Annotated in this window: 27 protein-coding genes, 1 tRNA gene and 2 pseudogenes; 3 read left to right on the top strand and 27 right to left on the bottom strand. The window is 57.2% G+C overall.

The window, feature by feature from the left end:
- Positions 1-26 precede the first annotated feature (26 nt).
- The 7 genes from EGJ27_RS21420 to EGJ27_RS21450 form a co-directional block, all read right to left on the bottom strand.
- On the bottom strand, positions 27-1025 hold the full coding sequence (locus EGJ27_RS21420; protein ID WP_125832757.1) for a glutathione S-transferase family protein: 999 nt from the start codon (positions 1023-1025) through the stop codon (positions 27-29).
- A gap of 107 nt (positions 1026-1132) precedes the next feature.
- Complete coding sequence (locus EGJ27_RS21425) at positions 1133-2134, bottom strand: glycosyl transferase family protein (RefSeq protein ID WP_125832758.1); 1002 nt, start codon at positions 2132-2134, stop codon at positions 1133-1135.
- Positions 2131-2466 carry a TusE/DsrC/DsvC family sulfur relay protein gene (locus EGJ27_RS21430; protein WP_125832759.1) on the bottom strand — a complete coding sequence of 112 codons (336 nt, stop codon included), beginning with the start codon at positions 2464-2466 and terminating at the stop codon, positions 2131-2133. The genes EGJ27_RS21425 and EGJ27_RS21430 overlap by 4 nt, the downstream gene beginning before the upstream one ends.
- A complete protein-coding gene (gene tusB, locus EGJ27_RS21435) occupies positions 2463-2741 on the bottom strand; it encodes a sulfurtransferase complex subunit TusB (RefSeq protein ID WP_125832760.1) in 279 nt (92 codons plus the stop codon). The genes EGJ27_RS21430 and tusB overlap by 4 nt, the downstream gene beginning before the upstream one ends.
- Positions 2741-3100: a sulfurtransferase complex subunit TusC gene (gene tusC / locus EGJ27_RS21440; protein WP_125832761.1), complete on the bottom strand. Its 360-nt coding sequence runs from the start codon at positions 3098-3100 to the stop codon at positions 2741-2743. The genes tusB and tusC overlap by 1 nt, the downstream gene beginning before the upstream one ends.
- Position 3101: 1 nt before the next feature.
- Complete coding sequence (gene tusD, locus EGJ27_RS21445) at positions 3102-3494, bottom strand: sulfurtransferase complex subunit TusD (protein WP_125832762.1); 393 nt, start codon at positions 3492-3494, stop codon at positions 3102-3104.
- 101 nt (positions 3495-3595) lie between these two features.
- On the bottom strand, positions 3596-4267 hold the full coding sequence (locus tag EGJ27_RS21450) for a Bax inhibitor-1/YccA family protein (RefSeq protein WP_125832763.1): 672 nt from the start codon (positions 4265-4267) through the stop codon (positions 3596-3598).
- Positions 4268-4389: 122 nt separating this feature from the next.
- Here EGJ27_RS21450 and EGJ27_RS21455 point away from each other — a divergent pair.
- Positions 4390-4477, top strand: a tRNA-Ser gene (locus EGJ27_RS21455).
- Between the two features lie 128 nt (positions 4478-4605).
- Here EGJ27_RS21455 and EGJ27_RS21460 read toward each other — a convergent pair.
- The 9 genes and pseudogenes from EGJ27_RS21460 to EGJ27_RS21500 form a co-directional block, all read right to left on the bottom strand.
- Positions 4606-5673 carry a tyrosine-type recombinase/integrase gene (locus tag EGJ27_RS21460; RefSeq protein WP_125832764.1) on the bottom strand — a complete coding sequence of 356 codons (1068 nt, stop codon included), beginning with the start codon at positions 5671-5673 and terminating at the stop codon, positions 4606-4608.
- A gap of 4 nt (positions 5674-5677) precedes the next feature.
- Positions 5678-5923, bottom strand: a complete 246-nt coding sequence (locus EGJ27_RS21465; protein ID WP_371920876.1) for a DUF4224 domain-containing protein — start codon at positions 5921-5923, stop codon at positions 5678-5680.
- 24 nt (positions 5924-5947) lie between these two features.
- Positions 5948-6766 (bottom strand): hypothetical protein, encoded by an 819-nt coding sequence (locus EGJ27_RS21470; RefSeq protein WP_125832766.1) that lies wholly within the window; start codon positions 6764-6766, stop codon positions 5948-5950.
- A gap of 19 nt (positions 6767-6785) precedes the next feature.
- A complete protein-coding gene (locus EGJ27_RS21475; protein ID WP_177523084.1) occupies positions 6786-9497 on the bottom strand; it encodes a toprim domain-containing protein in 2712 nt (903 codons plus the stop codon).
- Between the two features lie 114 nt (positions 9498-9611).
- Positions 9612-9908 (bottom strand): hypothetical protein, encoded by a 297-nt coding sequence (locus tag EGJ27_RS21480; RefSeq protein WP_177523076.1) that lies wholly within the window; start codon positions 9906-9908, stop codon positions 9612-9614.
- Between the two features lie 2 nt (positions 9909-9910).
- Complete coding sequence (locus EGJ27_RS25215) at positions 9911-10411, bottom strand: ogr/Delta-like zinc finger family protein (protein WP_306085292.1); 501 nt, start codon at positions 10409-10411, stop codon at positions 9911-9913.
- Positions 10412-10446: 35 nt separating this feature from the next.
- Positions 10447-10515: pseudogene (locus EGJ27_RS25365) on the bottom strand (hypothetical protein); the annotation flags it as partial.
- 19 nt (positions 10516-10534) lie between these two features.
- Positions 10535-10726: a hypothetical protein gene (locus tag EGJ27_RS21495; RefSeq protein ID WP_125832769.1), complete on the bottom strand. Its 192-nt coding sequence runs from the start codon at positions 10724-10726 to the stop codon at positions 10535-10537.
- A 53-nt stretch (positions 10727-10779) separates the two neighbouring features.
- Positions 10780-10971 (bottom strand): annotated as a pseudogene (locus EGJ27_RS21500) (DNA-binding protein); the annotation flags it as partial.
- Here EGJ27_RS21500 and EGJ27_RS21505 point away from each other — a divergent pair.
- Together EGJ27_RS21505 and EGJ27_RS21510 are read left to right on the top strand one after the other, a co-directional pair.
- Complete coding sequence (locus EGJ27_RS21505) at positions 10916-11413, top strand: helix-turn-helix domain-containing protein (RefSeq protein ID WP_125832957.1); 498 nt, start codon at positions 10916-10918, stop codon at positions 11411-11413. The pseudogene EGJ27_RS21500 and the gene EGJ27_RS21505 sit on opposite strands and share 56 nt — an antisense overlap.
- A 333-nt stretch (positions 11414-11746) precedes the next feature.
- Positions 11747-12109 (top strand): hypothetical protein, encoded by a 363-nt coding sequence (locus EGJ27_RS21510; protein ID WP_125832771.1) that lies wholly within the window; start codon positions 11747-11749, stop codon positions 12107-12109.
- A gap of 163 nt (positions 12110-12272) precedes the next feature.
- Here EGJ27_RS21510 and EGJ27_RS21515 read toward each other — a convergent pair whose 3' ends face one another.
- From EGJ27_RS21515 to EGJ27_RS21565, 11 genes are all read right to left on the bottom strand, one after another.
- The gene (locus EGJ27_RS21515; RefSeq protein ID WP_125832772.1) at positions 12273-13208 is read right to left on the bottom strand and encodes a putative phage abortive infection protein; all 936 of its coding nucleotides are present in this window, start codon (positions 13206-13208) and stop codon (positions 12273-12275) included.
- Positions 13209-13316: 108 nt separating this feature from the next.
- Positions 13317-14270, bottom strand: a complete 954-nt coding sequence (locus tag EGJ27_RS21520; protein WP_125832773.1) for a hypothetical protein — start codon at positions 14268-14270, stop codon at positions 13317-13319.
- Positions 14271-14333: 63 nt separating this feature from the next.
- Positions 14334-15581, bottom strand: coding sequence for a phage late control D family protein (locus tag EGJ27_RS21525; protein ID WP_256672895.1), 1248 nt, complete (start codon positions 15579-15581; stop codon positions 14334-14336).
- The gene (locus EGJ27_RS21530; protein WP_125832774.1) at positions 15578-16018 is read right to left on the bottom strand and encodes a phage tail protein; all 441 of its coding nucleotides are present in this window, start codon (positions 16016-16018) and stop codon (positions 15578-15580) included. Before EGJ27_RS21530 ends, EGJ27_RS21525 begins: the two co-directional genes overlap by 4 nt.
- A gap of 6 nt (positions 16019-16024) precedes the next feature.
- Positions 16025-18577, bottom strand: a complete 2553-nt coding sequence (locus tag EGJ27_RS21535) for a phage tail tape measure protein (protein WP_125832775.1) — start codon at positions 18575-18577, stop codon at positions 16025-16027.
- The gene (locus EGJ27_RS21540) at positions 18570-18686 is read right to left on the bottom strand and encodes a GpE family phage tail protein (protein WP_125832776.1); all 117 of its coding nucleotides are present in this window, start codon (positions 18684-18686) and stop codon (positions 18570-18572) included. Before EGJ27_RS21540 ends, EGJ27_RS21535 begins: the two co-directional genes overlap by 8 nt.
- An 8-nt stretch (positions 18687-18694) precedes the next feature.
- Positions 18695-19033, bottom strand: coding sequence for a phage tail assembly protein (locus tag EGJ27_RS21545; RefSeq protein ID WP_125832777.1), 339 nt, complete (start codon positions 19031-19033; stop codon positions 18695-18697).
- Positions 19034-19054: 21 nt separating this feature from the next.
- Positions 19055-19570, bottom strand: a complete 516-nt coding sequence (locus EGJ27_RS21550) for a phage major tail tube protein (RefSeq protein WP_125832778.1) — start codon at positions 19568-19570, stop codon at positions 19055-19057.
- A gap of 15 nt (positions 19571-19585) precedes the next feature.
- Positions 19586-20755 carry a phage tail sheath protein gene (locus tag EGJ27_RS21555; RefSeq protein WP_125832779.1) on the bottom strand — a complete coding sequence of 390 codons (1170 nt, stop codon included), beginning with the start codon at positions 20753-20755 and terminating at the stop codon, positions 19586-19588.
- Between the two features lie 44 nt (positions 20756-20799).
- A complete protein-coding gene (locus tag EGJ27_RS21560) occupies positions 20800-21729 on the bottom strand; it encodes a DNA cytosine methyltransferase (RefSeq protein WP_125832780.1) in 930 nt (309 codons plus the stop codon).
- Positions 21690-21890 carry a Com family DNA-binding transcriptional regulator gene (locus EGJ27_RS21565; RefSeq protein WP_125832781.1) on the bottom strand — a complete coding sequence of 67 codons (201 nt, stop codon included), beginning with the start codon at positions 21888-21890 and terminating at the stop codon, positions 21690-21692. Before EGJ27_RS21565 ends, EGJ27_RS21560 begins: the two co-directional genes overlap by 40 nt.
- Between the last annotated feature and the right edge of the window lie 110 nt (positions 21891-22000).

Here is a 22000-nt window from a genome sequence, read left to right on the forward strand (position 1 = left end):
GCTATCCCTCTCAAATTTGTATCGCGTCAGCGCTGCACGATGCCGTTGCCCGGCAGCCGTTCCCGGTCGTGGTTGGCGTTGAAGTGCACGTCAGGCCCTTTCGGCACGATGCCGGTCGGGTTTATGGTGCGGTGGCTGCCGTAGTAATGACCCTTGATATGTTCGAGGTCGACGGTCTCGGCGATACCCGGCCACTGATACAGTTCGCGCAACCAGTTGTTGAGGTTCGGATAGTCGGCGATGCGCCGCCGATTGCATTTGAAATGGCTGTAATAAACCGCGTCGAACCTCACGATGGTGGTGAACAGGCGTATGTCCGCCTCCGTCAGGTGCTTGCCGGCGAGATAGCGATGTTCACCCAGCTGCTTTTCCAGTACGTCCAGCTCCGCAAAAAGCTCGTCATAGGCCTGTTCATAGGCGCCTTGGGACGTGGCAAAACCGGCCCGGTACACGCCATTGTTGACGTTGGGATAGATCTCTTCGTTGAGTTGGTCGATACGGCCTTGCAAAGCAGCTGGGTACAGGTCCAGGCGGTTGCCGGTCAGCTCGTCGAACGCCGAGTTGAACATGCGGATGATTTCCGCCGATTCGTTGCTCACGATCCGTTGCAGCTTCTTGTCCCATAGAATGGGCACGGTGACCCGACCCGTGTAATGCGGGTCATCGGCGGTGTAGCGTTGGTGCAGGAACTGATGACCGTCCAGCAGATCGCCGGTCGAGCCCTTGTGGGTGTCGAATGTCCAACCGTTCTCTAGCATCAGCCAGCTGACCACCGACACATCGATCAGAGCCTCGAGACCTTTCAGCTTGCGCACGATCAGCGTGCGATGCGCCCAAGGGCAGGCCAGCGAGACGTACAAGTGGTAGCGGCCGGCTTCTGCCTTGAAGCCGCCTTCTCCGGTCGGGCCTGGCTCGCCGTCGGCGGTCACCCAGTTGCGGCGTTGAGCGTTTTCCCGTTGGAACGCGCCGTCTTTGCTGCTTTCGTACCACTGGTCATGCCAGCGTCCCTCGACCAGAAGGCCCATTGTCTGTCTCCAATCTCTAAGTGGATAGATGTTGGAGACCAGTCTAATCGGATTGGTTCGAGCTAAAAGCGCAAAGACTCGGCTGTTCCCATCGACAAAATCGATGCTTACAGCGTCTTGTCCCGGCGCTCCCAGAATTGCTCCGCTTGCTCGAAGGCTTGCTCTCGCGCCACGCCCAGACCACGCAAGGCCAGAGCGATGGTGGAAATCAGCGCCAGTTGTGGATAGCTGTCCTGCAGTTCGCCGCGCCACAACGCCACCAGTTGCTGCGGATCGAGGGTCGCGGGCTTGACGTGGCGTCTCGGCGACAGTGCCGGCCATTCTTCATCCCAGGCCCGGCCTGCGGTTGTGCCGTACAGATGGCTGATGGTGTCAGGGTTGATCTCGATTTCTCCGCCATCGCCCTTGACCACGATCACGTTGTCGCCCAGCAGGCGGCTGGCCTCGCGGTGCACGCTCTGGTAGCCAGGGTGAAAAATGCTTTGCAGGCCGCAGCGTGCCGAAAGCGGATTGAGAATGCGTGCCAGCGAATGAATGGGCGAGCGCAGGCCCAGCGTATTGCGCAGGTCGATCATCCGCTGCAGGCGCGGCGCCCAGTCCACCAGCGGCATGAATGCCAGGCCGTGGTCTGCCAGTGCTCCACCAACCGCCTGCCAGTTGCGGCACAGCGGGATGTCGAGCAGGTTCAGCAGCTGTTCGGCGTACAGGCGACCGGCCGTGTGGGCGCCGCCGCCGTGCATCAGCACTTTTACGCCGTTCTGGCCCAGGCATTTGGCCGCGAGTAGATACCAGGGCAAGTGACGCTTCTTGCCGGCATAAGTCGGCCAATCGATATCCACCTGAATCGGTGGCGCATCGAGTCGTTCACGCAGCGCTTGAGTGAAACCGGCCAGTTCCTCGGCGCTTTCTTCCTTGTGACGCAGCAGCATCAGGAAAGCGCCCAGTTGCGTATCCTCGACCTTGCCATCCAGCAGCATGCCCATGGCGTGGTGTGCTTCTTCGCGGGTCAGGTTGCGCGCGCCGCGCTTGCCTTTGCCCAGAATGCGCACGAATTCGGCGAACGGATGCTCGGTGGGTGTCTCGGTAACCAGCGGGGAATAGTCGCTCATATACAGTTGGTCGGCTTAGGCAGGCCCGCCAGCTTGGCGGCAAGTTTGGCGGGAGTGCCGTTGAACAGGCGGTTGAGGTGCATGCTGTTACCTTTCTCCGGTCCCAGCTTGAGCGACGTATACTTGATCAGCGGGCGCGTGGCGGGGGATAGCTGATATTCTTGGTAGAAATTGCGCAGCAGATTCAGCACTTCGACATGCTCGGCGCTCAGCGTGATGCCTTCTTCAACGGCCAGCGCGTGTGCGACGTCCAGGGACCAGTCATCAAGATTCTCAAGAAAGCCGTCCTTGTCGAGGGCAATGGTCTGTTCAGCGACGATCAGGTTTTTCATAGCCAGGTATTGACCCTGTCAAAACGGATGGACAGCTCGACGAAGCCGGCGTAATCAATGGCTTCTACGCCTTCCGGCGCCGCTAGATTGCGCGCGGTCAAGTCTTCAGCCAGTGCGAACAGCTTCTCACAATCGAGGCGCTTGTTTGCGCACGCCAGGGCATACACCGCGTCACCGCAAAGCAGTAAACCGTCCTGCGGTCCCAGCAGGCTGAGGCAGCTGGCCAGGCGGGTGTCGGCGAATGGGGAGTGAGAGAGTACGTGCAGAGTAGCCATCAGATTGTGATCACCTGGTCGTAGCTGTCCATGAGCGCTGACAACTCGGCGCCTTGCTTGCAGATGATTGCGCTCTGCGCCACGATACCGGCCAGCCCGCGTTCATCAAGGCTTCGGCCGCAAGCGTACAGATCGTCGATGCCGAACATGTCCAGCGCACGGAGATTGGCGGTCAGGTCTTTCTGTTCCAGGGCGGCGGCGTTCTGTTGCGGCACGAGCTGGAATACGCCGTCATCCATGAACAGCAAGCCGATCGGTAAGTCAAATGCGCCACCGGCCAGTACGATATCCAGTGCTTCCCGAGCGCTCGGCCCGGACCAGGGCGACTGCCGGCTGACGATCAAAAGCGACTTGGGCATTTCAGACCCCTCCAAAACAGATCAATCGATCGGCGGCCTGTACGGCATCATGCAGCTGGCCCAAACCCGACAATTCCCACGGCGATGCCAGGTTGGCGGCGGGCCGCTGGTAGCGTCCGGCCTCCTGATTGTCGAGTACGCCCCGGCGCAGAGCCGCAGCGATACAGACCACGCCATCGAGCTGGTGCTGCGCAATGAATTCGCGCCACAGACGCGCAACGTCCTGTTCGTCCTGTGGAGTTACCACGTTCGCCGATGCGCTGTGCACCCCATCCTGATAGAAGAACAGGCGCACGATTTCATGTCCCTGCGCCAGCACGGCCTGTGCAAAAAGCAGGGCTCGGCGGGAAGAGGGCGCGTGGGGCGGGGCAAATACGGAAATGGCGAACTTCATCACGGGCTCGATCGTTGAAACATGCGCAATGATAAAGAATTCATCACCGGCGGACAGCAAAAAGCCCGCATGAGCGGGCTTTTTGTTGAAGCGGGCGATGATCAGTCGTCGCGGCTCATGATGCCGAAGATCTGCAACAGGCTGACGAACAGGTTGTAGATCGACACATACAGGCTGACGGTCGCCATGATGTAGTTACGCTCGCCGCCGTGAATGATCGCGCTGGTCTGGAACAGGATGCAGACCGACGAGAACAGAACGAAGCCGGCGCTGATCGCCAGTTGCAGGCCGCTGATCTGGAAGAACAGGCTGGCAACTACCGCACCGAGCAGGACGAAGAAACCGGCGGTGATGAAACCGCCCAGGAAGCTCATGTCCTTGCGGGTCATCAGTACGTAGGCCGACAGACCACCGAACACCAGCGCGGTCATGGCGAACGCGGAGCTGACGACTTCAGCGCCACCGGTCATGCCAAGGTAGCGGTTGAGGATCGGGCCCAGCAGGAAGCCCATGAAGCCGGTCAGCGCGAAGGTCGAAACCAGGCCCCAGACCGAATCACGCAGCTTGTTGGTGAGAAAGAACAGGCCGTAGAAACCGATCAGCACGACGAATATGTTCGGATAGCCAACGCGCATCTGCTGAGCGACGAACGCCATGACACCGCTGAATGCAAGGGTCAGGGCCAGAAGACCATAAGTGTTGCGCAGGACACGACTAACCTCTAGTTGGTCGGCCTGCATGCCGGTTTTAAGGGCGTAATCCTGTTCGCGCATGGCGAAACTCCTTACTGTTGAAATGTTGAGTTGCAAAGATCATAACAGAGGCGCCGCCACTGGCCACCCGGAGAGTTTGACAGCGTGTTTCATTCCGGTATTATGGCGCCCGCAACAAATGCGGAGATATGGCCGAGTGGTTTAAGGCAGCAGTCTTGAAAACTGCCGACTGTAACAGGTCCTAGAGTTCGAATCTCTATGTCTCCGCCATCTTCGACACGCTAAAGCCCTGAGAATTCAGGGCTTTTTCGTTTCTGCCGCGCGCACGGTCAACACAGCCACGAAGGCCGGGCGTCCCGCATTTTCGCAGGCGTCCCGCATCTATCCTTTTCTGGGACTTATCTGGTCGGTTTCACGATTTCACCGACACGGCGATAAACTGTTTCAGTTATGCGCTTGTCAGTGTGCCCTAGCAGCCGGCTCGCATGTCCCAGGTCATCGATCTCGCTGGCCGCTTTCGGTCGAATATCCCGGAACTGAAAGTTTTGAATGCTCTGACAAAGCTCCTGGTCTCGATTCTCCAGGGCGATGGCCATCGCTTTCTGTCGAGCATCGTTGAACCTGCGCCGCAGCATCGTTCCAGTCAGTGGCAGCCCTGTTTCAGTCGTGACCAGATACGGGCCTCTCAGCCGCCTGGACCGGTGTTGCTCCAGCAACCTGGCCACCAGCACTCCCAACTGGTTCGGTTCGCTGTCGATACTCAATCGGATTCTCAGCTTCTTGGCCGTCTTCCCCTGAGCCATCTGTAGAAATCCGTCCACCACATCGGTTGTTCGCGTCTTGAGCACATCTGCCGGTCGCTGCCCGGTCAGATAAGCCAAATCCATCGCGTCCCTAAGTTCTGAGCTGGCCATGGCGTATACGGCGTCCCAGATCAACGGACCCGCGTAGAAATCGCGCGGCCTTTCCTTATTCTTTCTCACCCCGGTGACGGGGTTGTTGCCATCGAAAAGACCCCATTCCCGTGCGACGTTATAGACGTGTGATAGAAGTGACAGCTCGCGATTGGCCCTGATCTTCGCAGTACGCTTGTCTCGATACTGGGCGATGATCTGCGGCGTCACTGCGTTGACCGGCGCGTCACCAAACGCACCCCTCAATTGCTTCAGCGCAAGCAGGTTTTCCCGCTGCGTGCTGGGCTTTTTCCCAGGAAGGATCTCCCGTTCATAGCGATCAAAGACCTGGTCCAACGTCTTCACGCACACAGGAACAGGTTTGCAGTCCAGCTTGGCCCATTCTCTCTTGGCGACATCAAGATCGCTCCCCAGCGGAATCTCGATTCGTTTGCCGTCGGCGTCACGTCCGTCATAGACGTATGTCATCCATACTGTCCCGTTCTTGCGTTTCCTAAGTCGCCTTAACATCCTCGGCGGCAAATCCCTGTTTGCAGACTTCCTTCTCCCCATACCCTCAATTCACCCGAGACAAATCAAAAGACCAGGTCTCCGCAACCGCCCGCTGCGCCGTAGGGCTCACTCCGGCCAGCTTCAATCGCGCATATACCCGCCCCACAACTGGCCGGCGAGCAGCAGTCAGCACGTAATTCCAACCGTTCATGTCCAGCCAATGAATCTGTCGAGAGGGCACCTGGTATCCGGTAATCACTGCCAGTTCGTCATCGGTCAGAATCTCGCTGCTGATCTTAAGATCGTTCATCACACCCATCCTTGAGTCCATTTCTCACCTCATTCTCTGGCCTAAGCCAAGCCGATAAGTCTCAACGGCCGCCATGTCTTGAACCTCCCGCTGAATGAGCATCCGTTGCGAGTTCGGCACATTCAGCAGAAAACCCAGGCAGTCCACCATCGCCATCAGTTGGCCGAAATTTCTGGCCGAGCGCTCTGTGATGCAACCCGAGTGCATTTCGCCAAGCCCGGCGGTATAGGCGGGCGCCGCACGGTTGAACATGTGGAAAACGTACTGGCTGTGACTCTGCGTGAACTCCCGCCAGTAGCCCGCCTGCGCGGCGGTCAAACGGTTCAGGCTGTCGACGCCGCTACGCACCCGCTGTAGCCCATCCATACCCAACAGCTCCAGATGGATCAACCGCGTATCACAGCGCTCATCCAGCTCTGCGCACACCATCATCCCGCCACGCCAGATCACATTCGTCGTCTGCCCGCCACAGGCGAGGGCAAACACGCTGTCGTTATACAGCGGCAGAAACTGTCGCCAGTCGAACAGGCTCTTGTCACCAGAGCGACGTTCATAAACCAGAACCGGCGCATTGAGATGACTCGCCAATTGCGCCAGGTGGCCATCCGGTTTCTGAGGCGGATACATCTCATCCCCCAAAAGCTTCATTAGATAGCGCGTCAAAATACCTCTGCCGCTATCCAGCCCTCCGCTCAATTGCAGCAAGGGATAACTGCCGTGATCCTTTCGAATTTGCTCAGCGCGCTGCGCACCGAGCCACCACGCCATCGCCACAAATCCTCTGGGGCCGAAAGCGGTCCAGAAATCGTCGAAACAGATAGCTTCTCTCAGGCTGTTCTTCATATCGCTACGCTCTCTTGTTTTAGGATTGGAACATCCAGCATTTGACCGTCATACAACGGTCGAACATCTGGTTTCGTGCGGCCTGGAAGCTGCGAACGGCGCTATCCACGGCCTTGTTGCTTTCGAGGAATTTGTGGGTACGCGACTGCTTGAGCAGGGCGCGTAACGTCTTCATATCTGCCAGATTCTGGCGATGCTCGGCGGCGCGTTCCGCGAATTCGTTCAAGTTGATGGCAATCACATCGGATTTTTTACTGTGGTTAACGACCGGGCCGTCGCTCAGGCTTTCCAGGTACTCGTACACTTCCCAGAAATCAGCCACCAGCGGATGGTCCGCGCTAATCGCCGCCTGACGTTCAAGTGCCATCCGGTTCAACAACTGATGTGTGCAGACGCGCTGATGTTCGTTGAGCGGGCAGACCAACTCCAGGCAGTCCACCAGGGCCATCATCTGGCTGTGGTTTTTGATGATTCGCTCGATGCCGATCTCTCTGATACTGCGCAACTGTTGCTCATGCACCAGAACACGCTGACCGAAGCGCTCCAGCACCTGGGACTCGGCTTTCACGGCTTGCAGAAGGAAATGGCTCAGTTCCTCAACCTGCAGCAGGTTGAGGTTGTCGGCCGCGTTGCGGCCCTCATCGGTCTGTGCCGGTCGCTCGAAATGCAACTTCACGATCCGCGTCAAAATAGCCTCTGATGCGCTGACAGCGGCGTTCTGGCTGATAGCAATCGTTGCCCGAAACGGCGGCTCATACGTCTCGTTGCCGCTGGTCTTCATACCCTTCGTGCCCAAGGTGCCGCCGCCGTAAAAGTCCTTGAGCTCGTCCCAGTCGAAACTCTTCACGTGCAATTTGTCGGGCTCGCTGCGATCACCCTCGATCATCACCACCGGCATGTTCGATACCTGCCCCATGGCACGCTGACGACCGGCGCGGGTAGATTTCGTAGGATCGAAGCCCTCGTAATCGCGGCCGAGCAGCTTCCACAAAAAAGTGATCAAGGTTGTCTTGCCGGCACCGGGCTCGCCGGAGGCTTCCAGAAACGGGAACGATTTGTAGCGCTTGCGGATCTGCTCGGCGTAAAGCGAACCAAACCAGAACGCCAGGGCAACGATCCCTTTGGCACCGAAGCTGGCCCACAACAGAGGCAGCCAATCCGAGCGGTAGGCCTTTGCATCCTGCTGAACATGTACGCTGATGGACTTCTGCAGTGTCTTCAGCCGCAGCGGGCCAAGTTCGTAGAAATCCTCGCTGTTGATCGGCGTGACAATTCCATTGCGGACCGCCACATCCTCAAACACGTAGGCTTCGTATTCCCGGCTGTAACCGACGAAGTCAATCGTCTGAACCGTCTTGATCCGGAACAGCTGCTTTTTCAGGATCTGATCGAGCTGGTGGCCGCTGCCGGTAAACACCGCACCTGGTGCGATGTGCATCAGGCGCTTCTTGAACTCGCTCGAAGCCGAGAGCTGCGCGCCCGTGAAAGTATTTTTTACGCTGCCACCGTCATGGGGGAAATCCACCTGGAAGTAATACCAGGCCTCATCGGTGATCTCATTGCGCTGGTAATACAGCGCTTGCGGGAAGCACTCGGCGATTTCCACTACCGACCCGCATTGGCGTAACGCCTTCTCCCTGCGCTTGGCGTCGTTGAGCAACTGGACTTCGTGGCTTTCCGACTCATTCAGTTGCTCAAGCACTTTGGCGTACTTATCGAAATCGAGCTTGAACCAGTACAGTCGATTGTCGAAGTTGAAATGAAATTCCCGGCACTCATCCAACTGATACAGCAGAATCCCTTTTTCCTCTGCGCTGGCGGCTATCAGCAGCGCGCCGAGGTGGCGGGTGTGAGCGATGTCCTTGGCAACTCGTTGTGTGAGTTCCTGCTCGTCATCGATGAACTGCCAGCGCTGATGCAGATCGTTCCAATCCACTTTGCGACCGTCACGCTGTGGCACCTGCGCGGCCTCGCACACGTAGCCCAGGTCCCTGGCCATCTTCACCCAGCGCCGTGTGTAGGTATGGGCTCCGGGCTCATTGTCCAGGGCCCAGATCAACTTCGGCAATTTGCCGGCGCGGGTCTGTGCCAGATCCTTCAAAGACTGTTCGGGAAATGCGTTGGACGACATTGCGGCCACCGCCGTAATGTCGTGGTGCAATAGCGCGATAGCGTCGAAGATACCTTCGACGATCCAGATCTCAGTGACCGCAGCCAAGTCCACGCTGGGCGGGCACCACCACACGCCTCGATAGGATTCGCCCTTTTTGAAGCGGGCTTTCAACTTCCCGAACCGCTCCGGCCGATCGATAAGTCGTTCCCAGTAACCGCCTTTGTCCAGGGCAAACCGAACCGTGGCACTGCCGGCATTCAAATCCCGTGACCAAAACTGCTCTTGGGTATACCAGCCATTGATCAGATCGACCCGAAAGCCGCGGGCAAACTCAAGGTAAGCCCGGGCGGTTGCAACGGGGTCAGTGTTGGTCGACGGTGCACGCTCGCTCCAGTCGTTGAACAGATCTGTATAGATTTCTTTGATATGCCACGTCTGGCCGCAACGCCGTTGCCGGCCGCAGCGCAATATCCATGGGTTGGCATGGTGGGTATAAAGCTCTTTCTTGCCGCATGCCGGGCATCGACCGCCGCGCATGTACGTGGCACCAGGACCGAGCTTAAGGCCATAGTCCGCCTGCACCCTTTGAAGAACCTGCTGGCGCAGTTTTTCCTGCATCTGGCTCACGTCACGTCACCATCACGACTGCGTATCTCATGGTCAACCTCGAATTTCGGGCGCAGCTCACCCAAACCCATCGAACATGGGGCAGGGCGGTGGGTTAAAAGCGCGTCAGGAAGGGTGGCGCGGCGTGGTCCGGCGACACGTCAGGAATAGGTGTGGCAGTTGCAGCGACCCGATAGCGAGTCTTCGCGCCGCATGCGCGGTTTGCAGTTCCGTCCACGCGTTGTGCGTCAATCGCTGAGCCAGGACAGGCGGCACATTCAGGGAAAACGTAAGGTGCTCTACGCAGTTGTCGAACAGCAGGTCCGAGTCGATCAGGTATTGGGCGTCATGCCGCACCAGGTACGCGTAGGCTGCCCGTTGCATGCTGGAACGGTAGTCGTGGGTGAGTAGTTCATGCTTCATCGTCATTGCTCCATGTCGTCTGAATCGTCCAACAGATCAAGCTGGTCGTCCTTGACCTGCGTATCGCGCAACGCCTGCTTGCGCACCCGTGACGGTGCTTGCGGCACAACGTTGATTGGCTTTGCCAGCCCGGAAGGGCTCAACGCGTAATCAATCGTCTGACTGCCACCGTAGGTAGCACCGCAAACGAAGTTCTTGCACTGGTAGTACAGCGACCGAAAGCAGGGCGTCTGGCCTTCGGACGTCCTGATCACCAGAGGGCCGTAGCAGGCAGGGCAAACCAGCTTGTATGTGCTCATGCGCCACCTACACGTTAACGGCCCCGATGGATCGTACTTGCGAAGTGAGGCATGGCCGCTCTGTGCAGCGCCCATGAACAGGTAGTAGTCGAATTTCCATGTCTTTATCTCGATCCTTGAGGTTTGTAGTTCGCCGAATACAGCGCTCGGCTCCGTCCGCACAGCTTCACCGCAACGCGCCGAAGTCGCGTCCTGATCAGCCATTCAGCAGCCTGATCCAGATCGGAAAACCGCTGGGAGTCCCGAACCCGCTCCAGGACGAGGCGCTCTTCGTCGTTGTAGGTGAATCCTGTCTGATGCATATCAGGTGCTCTTGATCCGCTCTGTTCAGGAGGCCAGTGCCGTTAAAGTGGTTTCCGGCAACAACAGGGCACGAGCCTCGGTCATCACCAGTGCTCTCAAAAGCTGGGCTTTCTCGATGCCGGTGTAATTGACCAGCGCTGTGATCAAGTCCTGCTCGTAGTCATCCAGGCTCAACGTTGCGCGGTGTTTGCGGATTCGTTTTGCATCCTGATACATGCAATGTTCCTTGTTGGAGTGGTGGGGGATGTGTGAGTAAGCAAGCAGGCAGGCAATACGCCCGCCTTTATGCCGAGCAGAACCGCAGCCCTGTGCGCCTCGCCGCGGCGTCCTTTCTTGCGTCCGTTCAACAGGTCGCTGACCAAATTTTTGTTCAATGCATGGATGCGCGAGAACTCGGCAATGCTGATGCCTTGGCAATCAAGAGCAGCGCGGGCTTGCTCGGGTGTAAGGGGGGCGGGCATAGTGTTCATCGGTGTACGTTCGTGTTCATGTGGAGCTAATTATGCACGCATTTTTGTGCGTGTAAATATCTTCGCGCCTAATAAATTGTGCTTAGAGGTGTGTTCTGTGGTTGGGGCAGGGGATCGCTTGCGTGAAGAGCGGATAGCGCTTGGGCTAAAGCAGGAAGAATTCGCGCAGCTGGGCGGCGTCAATCGAAACACTCAAGGCAGTTATGAGAAAGGGGAGCGTAACCCTGACACGGCGTACCTCACCGCCGTTGCAGCGGTGGGAGTGGACGTGCTTTACGTCATTACCGGAGCAAGAGGCAGCCCGGCCCTGAAGGACCTCAGCGGTGCCGAAGCAGAGCTCGTGGACAAGTATCGCGCTATCTCGAATGAGGACCGGGACGCTATAGACCGGATCATTACAGCGATGGCCGAGCTGGCAACACGAAGGAAATAAATCGACTCGATTTAATTAGCTTGCTATCAGTTTAAAAGTCAAGATTCTAATTGCATTATGTAACTTCCTTCTGATGTTTGCGGAAAGGAGTAATCTAATGCGTCCCGAGAAAAAGTTGACTGACACTAGCCGTCCCTGTGCGAATGATCAGGGAAATCTCTCATATGAAGAAGAGAATTTTCTTACAGTGTTCAGGAAGTTGTCTGAGGACGACCAGCGTTATCTTTTACGTGCGGCGGAAGCGATGGCGCTTGTTCCCGGGGCCTCGGTTCGCTGCTGCCCTCACGATGTTCGTAATTGAGGCATACTGAGTACGCATTGGAGAGTGTAGTCATGGATAATATGAAATGGATTGTGGCAACCTGCCTATCGTTGCTGATCTTGGGGTGCGGCGAGAGCGACACCCCTAAAAAACCTTCGGCATCCGCCATATTAAGTTCCGAGCTTAGCGCGGTTTATACCGTAACAAAAGATGAGTACATGGGGCCGATTAAACGTAGCGTCGAGGTATTGTTAGAGAAAAAGATCTCGGATCGGCAACTAGCGGAGGTTGCAATTTTTATCAGGTCGTCCGCACTGCGTGACACTGAGCGCACGTTTATTGGATACTACTTGAAGGGGGTAAGTGAGCCGGGTTACTGGGCAACTAGCCATTTCAATCCCGAACTCAAAGTAGACATTAAAGATGCACGCTAGCCTCCCTCTCAGGAGGCAAGTGTCCCAAAGAGCCTGATGGCCCTGATGACGAACGGGCCTACGAGGCGGTCGATCTTTTAAATACCCTGCCATATAACTGCGCACTAATGCAGATAAAAATTCATTGAAGTTCTAAGGTCTGTTCCGCCTCGGTTTAGAAAAGCTACGAATTATCAATTAGATAGTAATCTTTTACTCTTGTTGGGAGATCGCTTCCGTTCAATACGATTGTAGGCATGTTATCCAATAAGTTATAGCTGATGACAAGCATTTTGAATCTTGTATCTGATTTCATTTCCGCCAAGTATGCGGCGTAGCAGCCTATCAAGCAGAGAGCTTTACCGCTCAAGTGAGCTTTGACGATGTCGACATACATCTCGTCCTCTCGACCGCTTTTTCCTCCTAAATGATAGCTAAGGGGCAGCATGCGGAAATGTGAGCCTTTTGTGTTCTTGCTGGCTGTGAACTCAAGGACTTGCAGAACCATGCGTAGGTACTCTATACAAGGTTCAAAAATGCCTTCGGAAACATTAAGCAGCTGAAGTTTTGTTCGTCCGGAAGCGCTTATTGCATGTAGACACTTTAGTAACTTTTGGTCTGTGTTAATGTCAGACATTCGCTGGTTTAGTTGCTCTAATAAAGCAAAAAACGTCCCTTCGAATTGCTGGAGTCTTTGGGTTTTTGATTGCTCGTCCATTACCTTTTGGGTGGCTTCTTGCGCCGCAGCACTTCTTTTGAGCTCGGATCGAGTGGCCTCAAGTTCTTTTCTTGTTAGTTCCAGTTCACGCCTTGATAGCTCTAATCCTTCATTTTGGATCAAAATAGTTTTGAGCAAGGCAATAAGAGCAAGGAAGCTGAATATAGGGTTTAGCGTACCCCCTATAAAGTCACCAAATGTTCCCCAGTCTCCGTTGAAAGTACTAAATGTCGATCCAGGAGCAAATCGCGCGAAATAAGCAGCATATACGATTACCCCTGACACTGCGGCTATGATGCTAACCCGGGCAAGCCAAGTCCTCAGCTGGTCTGCCCGATTTGGCAAATCGCTCCCTCTGCTGGTCAACGGTTCGGCCCTATTACTGGAAGTGCTATCTGACACTATATCCCCTTAATAATTAGTTTGATGGATCTATGAAGTATACGTTTTATAGATGTGGTGGACACGATCAAAGCGGATACCAGATATTTTGAATAGTGCTATCTGCTCTCATCGACTGGTCGTGGTCTGAACCGGATTGGCCAGCGTCCTACTGCATTCGACGACTATGAAGCGATATTTTAACTTCGGATCAGGTATGGCGACAGCCGCCTGACGAAAAGGCAGCAAAGCCATTGCACTGTTAGGCGGGGCGCTGATGTTGCATATTCCAGGGTCGAGGTGAAAGGAGGCCTCCACGATCAAAGTTTTTACTACGCCATTGATCGAGTCGCTGTCTATCTTCATGAAATATTGTAGGGGCGCTACCGTCGTTATAGTAGTACCAAGCATGAGCGTGGCGAGTGGATATAGGTTTTTGTTTCGCTCATTTTTTTTTGGAGTTGCAGAGCAAAGGCCGAACTTGTCTAAAGACTTTCTATCTAAGTACAGGTCTGCCGCGATTACTTTGATCGTTGTAATTAACGCGATCAAACAATATATAACCATGCTGGCGCACACGGCTATATATATCCATATTCCTACGGTGACGACAAATGTTAATATTTTTTGCGATTCGGGAAAGTTTGATGCATTTACTGTGGTGAATTCGGAAATTGTCGTGTCTGTAATTGCACTTGCAAGGAAGCCAACTATGATTGCGGAAAAAGCACCCAAGATTTTTATGGGCGTCGCATGCTGTTTATACTTTTCGGTAAGTTGGAAGTGCTCAATGAGTAGAGCAATGCTGCCAGTTATCGTCAGAAGCACCGGGCCTAAGCTCATCCTAATCATGTCTAGTTCGCTGAATATACTAATTTTGAGAATGCCTAGAGCCACGAACGACACATATCCCATCCATATAGCTGCAGAATAATAATCTGTTAGCCTCCAACGATAGAATGAATAGTTCAGTCGCATCCGAGGGGCGTACACAACTAGGTGTCTAGTCTCCAAAACGACTATTGTTGCAACTGTTATAACTGGCAGGAATGCGAGTAGCGTTAGTATTTTTACGGTAAGCATTTGTGGACTTCATCCGTGAACAGATCTGTAGCAGCTGATGTCGGGCAGAACCGACTCTAGATGTTATTGTGCCATCTTTGCGTGCTCCCTTTCCACCGCCCGCTTAGCACTCCCCAAACCACTATACAAATGCACCAACAGCCTAGGCTTGCTCTGGTCCCCAGCCGTCACGATTTTCTCTTTGCCCGTCTTCTCATCCCGGTAATACGCAATCACCCCGGTGTAATCGCCCCCGCTGTCATTAGCCAGATCCGCCACAGCATCCTCCGGCAACTTGCTCTCCAGGCTCAGGCTCATGGTGTATCCGGCATCAGCGCTCAGGCTGTGCTGGACGTTGCCGCCGTGCCAGATGATGCCGTCCACATCGGGCTTGATGCCTTGCAGCGTATAGGTCAGTTCTGGGATCAGTTCGGGGCGGGCTTTTGCGAGCGTGTAGGTGAGGGTGGCGCTGCCGCGTTGGACGCGGGCCCATTCGCTGCGTGCGGCGCGCAAGGCGGTGAGTTCGTCTGTGTAGGTGTGGCGCAGATCTTTGAGGTTGTCACCGCCGCCGGCAATGGCTTCGCGTTTCTTTGCCGTGTTTACGTCGTAGAAATAGGCGCGCACGCCGTCGTAGCTGTCCCTGTCGGCCTGCAGGTAGCTGTGCTGGTCTCCCTCGGCGCGGCTGAGGTTGATGTGGGGGAGGTCCGTGCCCGAGGCGGTCTTGCCTCCGTTTGCTGGCATGAAGATCAGGTGTCCAGCCTTGACCGTCGCTACGGCGTCGTACTCTTCGCCAAGTCGCGTCAACAGGTTCGCGTCTGACTCGTTCACCTGGTCGAGCTGGAGCACCGAGAGGCCGTCCAGTTCGCTGGCAACTGTCGCGTTTAAACCGTTGGTGGATGCGATATCGCCCAGCACGTCGCCCAGCGTCGTATCGCTCCAGCTTCGTTCCCGCTTGGTTTTCAAACCTTTGCGCAGATCCGCCGAACGCGCGCGAATGCTCAGCACATCGGGCGCGCCGCTGTGCTCAATCTCATCGACGGTGTAGGTGCCTTTGTCGATCAGTCCGGTATCGCTCCAGCCCAACCACAAGCGAATTAATGCGCCTCTTCGGGGGATGGCCAGCAAGCCGTCGTGGTCGCTGAGGCTGATGCTGAGCTGATCCGCCTCCAAGCCCCGGTTATCCGTCAGATCGAGGCTGATCAGACGAGGGCTGATCATCTTCGCGATGTCGTTGCCGTCCACGGTGATACGAAAAGCTGGGGCCGGATGAGTGACGTCCCGCTTGAGCTGGTCTGCCGTGCTACGCACCAAGCCGACAGCATCGTCGATCACAGCAGCTTACGTCCGAGGCTGCCGAGCACGCCGGTTGCCGTGCCTAACAGGTCCACGAGGCTGTCATCGATGCGTTTCAGGCTCAGGCTGAACTCGACACGCCTGGCTGTGCCATCGCGGAAGAACAGCGTCCTGGTTTCGCTGAGGCTTTCGATCACCCATAGGCCGTAGATTCGCCCGGTGCCCTCAACCAAAGGCCAGGCCTTACCCGTGTCCGCCATCAGGCGCAGCGCGTCCAGGCTCAAGGCGCTGCCGGCGAGTTCCGGAAGGATGACTCCCGGCAGGGTGATAGCGTCCTCTCCACGTCCGATGAATTGTCGCGCTGGCGCTGCACCGACCCGGCTGCTGGAAGGGTGTCGCCAGTCAGTCTGGCGCTGCATCTCCTGGTAAGCGGCGGTATGCAGGCTGAAAACGAACATGCCCAGGGCGAGCATCATGGGGTGTCACTCCAGATCCTGAAGGCTGCTGCGACGCCGAGCAGCTTTCTCGCTGTCGATGCGGGCCAACTCTGCCCGAACCGCTCGGGCGATAGCTTGGGCATCCATGCCCGGTGTCGTGTGAATGTTGATCTCGTAGATGTCACTGCTGCTGTACGTAGTTGCGCTGGCAGCGCTGACCGGTGGTGCATCGTCGATGGCCATTGCCGGGGGCACCGTTGCACCCAACGTCAGCGCGCCTGCGGCGGCGAGTTGCTTGCCTAAATTGCTCACCGCCTGCAGCGGGCCCGTTTGGCCGTCTTCAATGCCTTGAGTCAGTCCCGCCATGGTGAATCCGCCAAGCTCGGCGAATACGCGAGAGGGGCTATGAATGCTGAGCTTTTCCTTGAACCAGCCGGTAAGCCCGTCGCCGATCTCGCCGATCTTGTCTTTGACCAGGGTGTATTTTTCGGTAATACCCGACAGCAATCCATCGATGAGCATGCCGCCGAACTCGGTGAATTTTCCGGGCAGCTCGAATCCGAAATAATTGAGTACCCCTGCGAACGCGGTGTAGAACAGCCCTAGGGGCGAAAAGTTAACGATGGTTGTGATGATGCTGCCGATGCCACCGCTGAACCCGGTCTTGATCTCGGTCCACATGGACTGAAAGTAGGGCACGATCTGGTCCCAATACTGGTAGATCAAGAGCGCTGCGGTGCCGATGGCGGTGATTGCCAGGCCGATGGGGTTCATCATCAGTGCGCGCCCCAGCAGCACAATGGCTTTGGTCACAAAGGGCAGGGCGGTCTTGCCCAGATTCATAAACAAGCCGATCAAGCTAGGCAGGCGGATGCCGACCTGGGCGAGCATCAGGCGCAGCACCAGGAAAGGGCCGAAGATGCCTGCAAGCGTCAGTGCCAGCCCTCCGAAGCCCACCGCCAGTGCTGCCACGACGGCCGCAGTTTTCACGATGGCAGAGACGAGGCCGGGGTTCTCCTTCGCCCAGTTTTTCACGTCGCGGATAATGCCGGTAATCGACTGAGCCAGGTCGCGTAATGTGCCGTCCTGCTGCTCTTCCAGCTCGATGCCCAGATCCTGCCAGGCGCTGCTCAAGGTGGTGAGGTCGCCTTTGAGGTTGTTGCCCATGACCTTGGCTGTCTTGCTCGATTCGCCTTCGGTCTGGCGCAAAGTGCTGACGAACTTCTGTAGCTCGCCAATCCCGGCCTGATCCACCAGGTGCGCCATGCCCTTTACCGCTTCTTCGCCGGCGATGGCTTTGAGCAAACCGCCACGGGTCGCCGTACCCATGTGTTTGGTCTTGTCGTAAATCTCTTTGAGGATGTCCGGCATATCACGCAGGTTGCCGTTGGCGTCTGCGGTAAGGATATTCAGTTGCTCCAACGCTTTTTTCGCCATCTTCGGCGGTGCGGCGAGCCGGTTCATGATCGAGCTGAGCGCGGTGCCGCCCATGCTGCCTTGCAAGCCGGCATCGCCCAGTTTGCCCGCCATAGCGGCAGCCGTTTCCAGGTCGATGCCGTAGGTCTTTGCCATGGGCGCGGCGTATTTCATGGTTTCGCCCAGCATGCGCAGGTTGGTATTCGAGCGGGTGAAGGTCCCCACCAGCACGTCACCGACCTTGTTCATCTTCTCGGCGCTCAAACCAAGGCCGGACAGGATGTTGGATGCGATATCGGCCGTCTCGGCAAGCTCGCTCCCGCCTGCTGTCGCCAGATCCAGCATGCCTGGCATCGCGGCTTTGATCGCTTTGGGATCGAAGCCTGCCATACCGAGGAAGCCCTGCGCTTCGGCCGCCTGTCCTGCGGTGTATTGGGTCGATCCCCCAAGCTCACGTGCCTGAGCGCGCAGACCTTTCAGCTCTTCCGAGCCACCATCCAGCCGGGTGATGGCCTGGACCTTGCTCATGTTGGCGTCGAAATCGATACCGGGAGACAGCACTTTCGCGCCGCCGTAAAGCGCCACGCCCCCGGATGCTACGGCTCCCATGCCCTTGGCAGCCACGTTTCCTGCTGCCTGTTGGGCACGCTGGTAGGACTGGGTCGCAAGTGTGGCCTGCCGTTGTTGTCGTGCCAGCGCATCCAGCCTTCTGCGCTGGGCTTCCATCTGGTTGTTTGCGGCTGAAATGTCCTGACGGAGCCTGCGCTCGTGCATGCCCAGGTCACGGGTGGAGATTCCCGCTGCCTGGAGGGTGGCTCGCATCTGCTGCAGCTGTCGCGTCTGGGCATTTTCCTGCATGGCCAACTGCTGAAGGTTGCGCTTGGCCTGCTCGAACTCACGGGCCATCGCACGCGTTGGGTTTTGCGTTTGCGCTAGCGCCTGGCCCAATCGCTGGGCGCGCTGCCGAGCAGCATCCAGCGCTGTGCGGGTGGAGTTCAAACCCTGTTTGAGTTCGGTGAAGCCGCTGATCTGCTTCTGGGTGTCGGTCAGCGTCTTGAGGCGTTCACGCGTCGCTTTGAGCGCTTGCGCTGTCTGCGCGGACTGGCGCTGAATACCGCGCAGCGGGGCGGTAGCACGGTCGATGGTGTTGAGTAGAACGCGCAGTTGCAGTGAGTTAGCCATGCACCGCGCTCCTTGCCCGTGCGCGCTCGCGCCAGTCCATCAGTTCCTGAAGCGGCAGGCCGTCCATATCGGCAGGTGCCCAATGAAACACTACAGCCAGGTCAGCCATCGCATCCTCTACGCAACGAGGGACGCATCCGTTTTCGCCGACTTCTGCAACAAAAAACCAACAATCTTGCTTCCGATCGCCAACAGGTCGGCCGGATCCAGAGAGGCGACTTCCGGGGCAGTGAGCCCAGGTGTGCTCAAGCGCGGAATCACTTTAATCAGGCTGGCCACGTCGAGTTGGATCAACTCAGCGAGTTGTATGCCTCGCAGCTCGCCCGATGAAGGTTTACGGATGGTCACGTGGGTGATCTGGGTCTTGCCGCGCTTCAGCGGGCTGTCGAGGGTGACGGTGTTGTCCTCCGGCGGCGCGTTGTGGAGGGTGGTATCAGTTTCAAGGTCGGTCGTCATGGCAGGTTTCCGGGTGGTTGATCAGAAGCCCAACGCGGCACGTTGCTTTTCCAGCATGTCCACGCCGTTCACTTTTTCGATGAAATTGAGCAGGTCGATTTCGATGACTTCCTCGCCGTCCACGGTGAGCTTGTAGTAGCTGCAGGTGGTGGTCATGGCGTGCTCGGTGTCCTCGCCTGGCTGCGCGTCGCCCATCTCGATGGTTTCATGTCGGCCACGCACCACCAGCTCGACTTGGCTGTCTTCGCCTGTGTCGTCCTGCTGGTAAAAGCCTGTGAAGCGCAGCGGAACGCCCGCCGCTTTGATCGCGCCGAATTGGCGCAGAGAGATCAGGTCCAGCCCGCCGGTTTTCCATTCCAGCTGGATGCCGTCATCCGAGAAACCGAGGTCGGCTTTTACCGGGCCGTTCATGCCGCCGCCGCGATAGCTTTCCATCTTGCGACCGAGTGAGGGCAGGGTGACGCTCTTGGCAATGCCCAAGTAGCTGTTGCCGTCGTTGAACAGATTCATGTTCTTGAGTTTGCGTGGCAGAGCCATAGTCAGGCGCTCCGGTTAGCTGTTGATGCGGCTGGCGAAGTCCACCAGGTAGCGGTCGGTGATGCGCTGGCGCAACGTCAGGTCCTCCAGCGGCGGGACGGGCGTGTAGTCGTAGTCCAGATACAGCTTGCCGGCCTTGAGGGTGTCCTTGTCGTTGATCTCGTCCGGATACCAGCATTGGCCGTCGATGATGTAGCCCTGAGCTCGCAGCTCCCGGAATTTGGCGTTGATCCCTTCGATGATGTCGCGCACCAGGGATGGATGCATGGGCTTGTCGACCGCCCACATGTGCGCCTCGGCCATGGTGTCGGCCAGCACCTGGGCGGTTCGGGTGTAATTCTCGAAGGCAAACAGCGGGTCTTGACTACAGGTGCGGCTGCCCCAAAAGCGAAAGCCGCCCTCGTTGATCAGTGTGGTGACTTCGTTGCTGTTGAGGTAATTGGCGTCCGTCGCTGGGTTCTGTAGATCCCAGAACACGTCGGCGCTGATGCCGGTTACACCGTTCACCGGCACGTTGGAAAGGGTTTTATGCCAACCAATCTCCTGATCGATCTTGGCGCGCAAGCCTAATGCTCTGGCCACGGCGGGCGTATCGGCCGTGCTGCTGGTCGCGGTGTTCCAGTGCTGGAATTGCGGCCAGATCACCATCGCTTCCCGAGCTCCGAAGTTATCGCGATACGCTACCGCCTCCTCCTTGGTCTGACATTCCCAGGCACTGACGTAAGCGAAAGCGCGTAGCTGTTCGGCAACGGATACCAGCGCGGCCGCCACCGGTTGGCTGTCCAGGCCTGGCACGCCAAGGATGCGCGGCACTACACCGAGCCGGGCCTTTGCTGCCAGCAGCGCCTTAATCCCGGTGTACTGACCTGTCGACGAGGTGCCGCCGATGAGTGCGCTGGTCGTGGCCGCCTCATCCGCGCCTTCCATCACCCGTACGACGACCGTCATCGGCTTGGTTTGATCGGCAATGGCCTGAAGGCTGGTGGCTAACGTCCCTTTTGTACCGGCCTTGCCGATCGCGGTTTGCACATTGGTGAGCAGAACAGGGGTGTCCGCCGGGAAGGTCACAGGGTCGGCGTCATCGGCGGTGCACACCAGCCCGATGACGGCGGTTGAAACAGTACGGATCGGCCGCGAGCCCTCGTTGATTTCGATGACACGTACGCCGTGGAGGTAGTCGGCCATGGTTCGCCTGCTCACTGAATAGACACAGCGCAGGTTGCCGCTGCTTAACGTGATGGGCGAGCAGCACCGGGTGTAGATTCAGTGACTACAAGCAGGGGGTCACAGGCGGTTGCTAAAGGCTGACGATCCGTGCGAATCAGCTTCCGGCCGATCCACTCCGCGATTTGCGGCACAACGGCATTTCCGGCAGCGAAAGCTTCTGCAACGTTGGCCTCATCCAGTCCGAGGCAAATCCCATCATCCTCAGACGCTCGCTGCCGCTCAACCATCTGAGGCCATCGGTCCGGGTAAGCGACGAAAGTGGTACTGCCCAGAGTGATGCGCCCTGGGGTGTTGTCTGCCAGTAGAGTGTTGGCAGCCCAGCTATCCGCCGGCAATGGCCATTGGATCGAGCCAGACGCTGGAGATATTGCGTCCACTGGCGCGGCGTCAACCAGCAGCTCCATGGGGGGCATTCGGTGATGACCTGCGACCAGGAATAGGCGACGACGCTGCTGGGGGACTCCGAAATATTGAGCATTAAGCACTCGCCAAAATCCCACATACCCGCAGTCCGCAAGGGCCCGGACGACTGTCTCAAAGTCTTGGCTGTCGTTGATAGCGAGCAGGTTAACGACGTTCTCAAGGACCACCCAGCGAGGTTGAATCTCTTTGAGGATACGTATGACTTCCCAGAACAAGCCGCTTCGTTCTCCGCGTAGCCCTCGGCTCTGCTTGTCACGTCGGCCGGCGCCGGCTTGACTGATGTCCTGGCAGGGGAATCCGGCAGTGAGCACGTCGACAGGTTCCAGGTTGTGGGCGCCGCAACGGCGCACGTCTTCAAGTTGCTTGGCGTGGGGAAATCGATCGGCAAGGACAGCCCGGTTGATCGGGTTGAGTTCGACTTGCCAGGCGGTGCGGTAACCGGCGTTTTCGAATCCGACATCAAAACCTCCTATGCCTGCGAACAGGCTGCCGATGGTTGGCTGTGACACTGCGGTGTACTCAAGTGCAGATGCTCACGGCGTTCTGGCGGGAGGCTCGGGGCCTTCAAGTGATTAAGCGTCCGGCAGCGCGGACATTTGATTTGCAGTTCGGTGAAGCCGCTTGCGGCGGCGAGTTTGCGGTCGCAGTGGCCGCAGCGGATTTCATGCATCTGGGCGGGCCTGTGATGTTTGGCTGTCGGCCGACGCGAGGATGTGCTTGCATAACATCGCTAGCTCAACCTGCAATCGGAAATGCGCAGCAGCGCTTCATCGCTTACGG

The organism is Pseudomonas sp. v388, from assembly GCF_003935425.1.
Taxonomy (GTDB): domain Bacteria; phylum Pseudomonadota; class Gammaproteobacteria; order Pseudomonadales; family Pseudomonadaceae; genus Aquipseudomonas.

Coding starts and splice junctions, on each gene's coding strand:
- EGJ27_RS21425 (WP_125832758.1), bottom strand. CDS start 2,134: ATGAGCGACTATTCCCCGCTGGTTACCGAGACACCCACCGAGCATCCG.
- EGJ27_RS21540 (WP_125832776.1), bottom strand. CDS start 18,686: ATGGCTGACCTGGCTGTAGTGTTTCATTGGGCACCTGCCGATATGGAC.
- EGJ27_RS21495 (WP_125832769.1), bottom strand. CDS start 10,726: ATGTATCAGGATGCAAAACGAATCCGCAAACACCGCGCAACGTTGAGC.
- EGJ27_RS21520 (WP_125832773.1), bottom strand. CDS start 14,270: ATGCTTACCGTAAAAATACTAACGCTACTCGCATTCCTGCCAGTTATA.
- EGJ27_RS21430 (WP_125832759.1), bottom strand. CDS start 2,466: ATGAAAAACCTGATCGTCGCTGAACAGACCATTGCCCTCGACAAGGAC.
- EGJ27_RS21470 (WP_125832766.1), bottom strand. CDS start 6,766: ATGAAGAACAGCCTGAGAGAAGCTATCTGTTTCGACGATTTCTGGACC.
- EGJ27_RS21465 (WP_371920876.1), bottom strand. CDS start 5,923: ATGAACGATCTTAAGATCAGCAGCGAGATTCTGACCGATGACGAACTG.
- EGJ27_RS21565 (WP_125832781.1), bottom strand. CDS start 21,890: ATGCATGAAATCCGCTGCGGCCACTGCGACCGCAAACTCGCCGCCGCA.
- EGJ27_RS21420 (WP_125832757.1), bottom strand. CDS start 1,025: ATGGGCCTTCTGGTCGAGGGACGCTGGCATGACCAGTGGTACGAAAGC.
- EGJ27_RS21530 (WP_125832774.1), bottom strand. CDS start 16,018: ATGATGCTCGCCCTGGGCATGTTCGTTTTCAGCCTGCATACCGCCGCT.
- tusB (WP_125832760.1), bottom strand. CDS start 2,741: ATGGCTACTCTGCACGTACTCTCTCACTCCCCATTCGCCGACACCCGC.
- EGJ27_RS21555 (WP_125832779.1), bottom strand. CDS start 20,755: ATGGCCGACTACCTCCACGGCGTACGTGTCATCGAAATCAACGAGGGC.
- EGJ27_RS21535 (WP_125832775.1), bottom strand. CDS start 18,577: ATGGCTAACTCACTGCAACTGCGCGTTCTACTCAACACCATCGACCGT.
- EGJ27_RS21480 (WP_177523076.1), bottom strand. CDS start 9,908: ATGAAGCATGAACTACTCACCCACGACTACCGTTCCAGCATGCAACGG.
- tusC (WP_125832761.1), bottom strand. CDS start 3,100: ATGCCCAAGTCGCTTTTGATCGTCAGCCGGCAGTCGCCCTGGTCCGGG.
- EGJ27_RS21460 (WP_125832764.1), bottom strand. CDS start 5,673: ATGGGGAGAAGGAAGTCTGCAAACAGGGATTTGCCGCCGAGGATGTTA.
- EGJ27_RS25215 (WP_306085292.1), bottom strand. CDS start 10,411: ATGGCTGATCAGGACGCGACTTCGGCGCGTTGCGGTGAAGCTGTGCGG.
- EGJ27_RS21475 (WP_177523084.1), bottom strand. CDS start 9,497: ATGCAGGAAAAACTGCGCCAGCAGGTTCTTCAAAGGGTGCAGGCGGAC.
- EGJ27_RS21550 (WP_125832778.1), bottom strand. CDS start 19,570: ATGGCTCTGCCACGCAAACTCAAGAACATGAATCTGTTCAACGACGGC.
- EGJ27_RS21510 (WP_125832771.1), top strand. CDS start 11,747: ATGGATAATATGAAATGGATTGTGGCAACCTGCCTATCGTTGCTGATC.
- tusD (WP_125832762.1), bottom strand. CDS start 3,494: ATGAAGTTCGCCATTTCCGTATTTGCCCCGCCCCACGCGCCCTCTTCC.
- EGJ27_RS21545 (WP_125832777.1), bottom strand. CDS start 19,033: ATGACGACCGACCTTGAAACTGATACCACCCTCCACAACGCGCCGCCG.
- EGJ27_RS21505 (WP_125832957.1), top strand. CDS start 10,916: ATGCCTTGGCAATCAAGAGCAGCGCGGGCTTGCTCGGGTGTAAGGGGG.
- EGJ27_RS21450 (WP_125832763.1), bottom strand. CDS start 4,267: ATGCGCGAACAGGATTACGCCCTTAAAACCGGCATGCAGGCCGACCAA.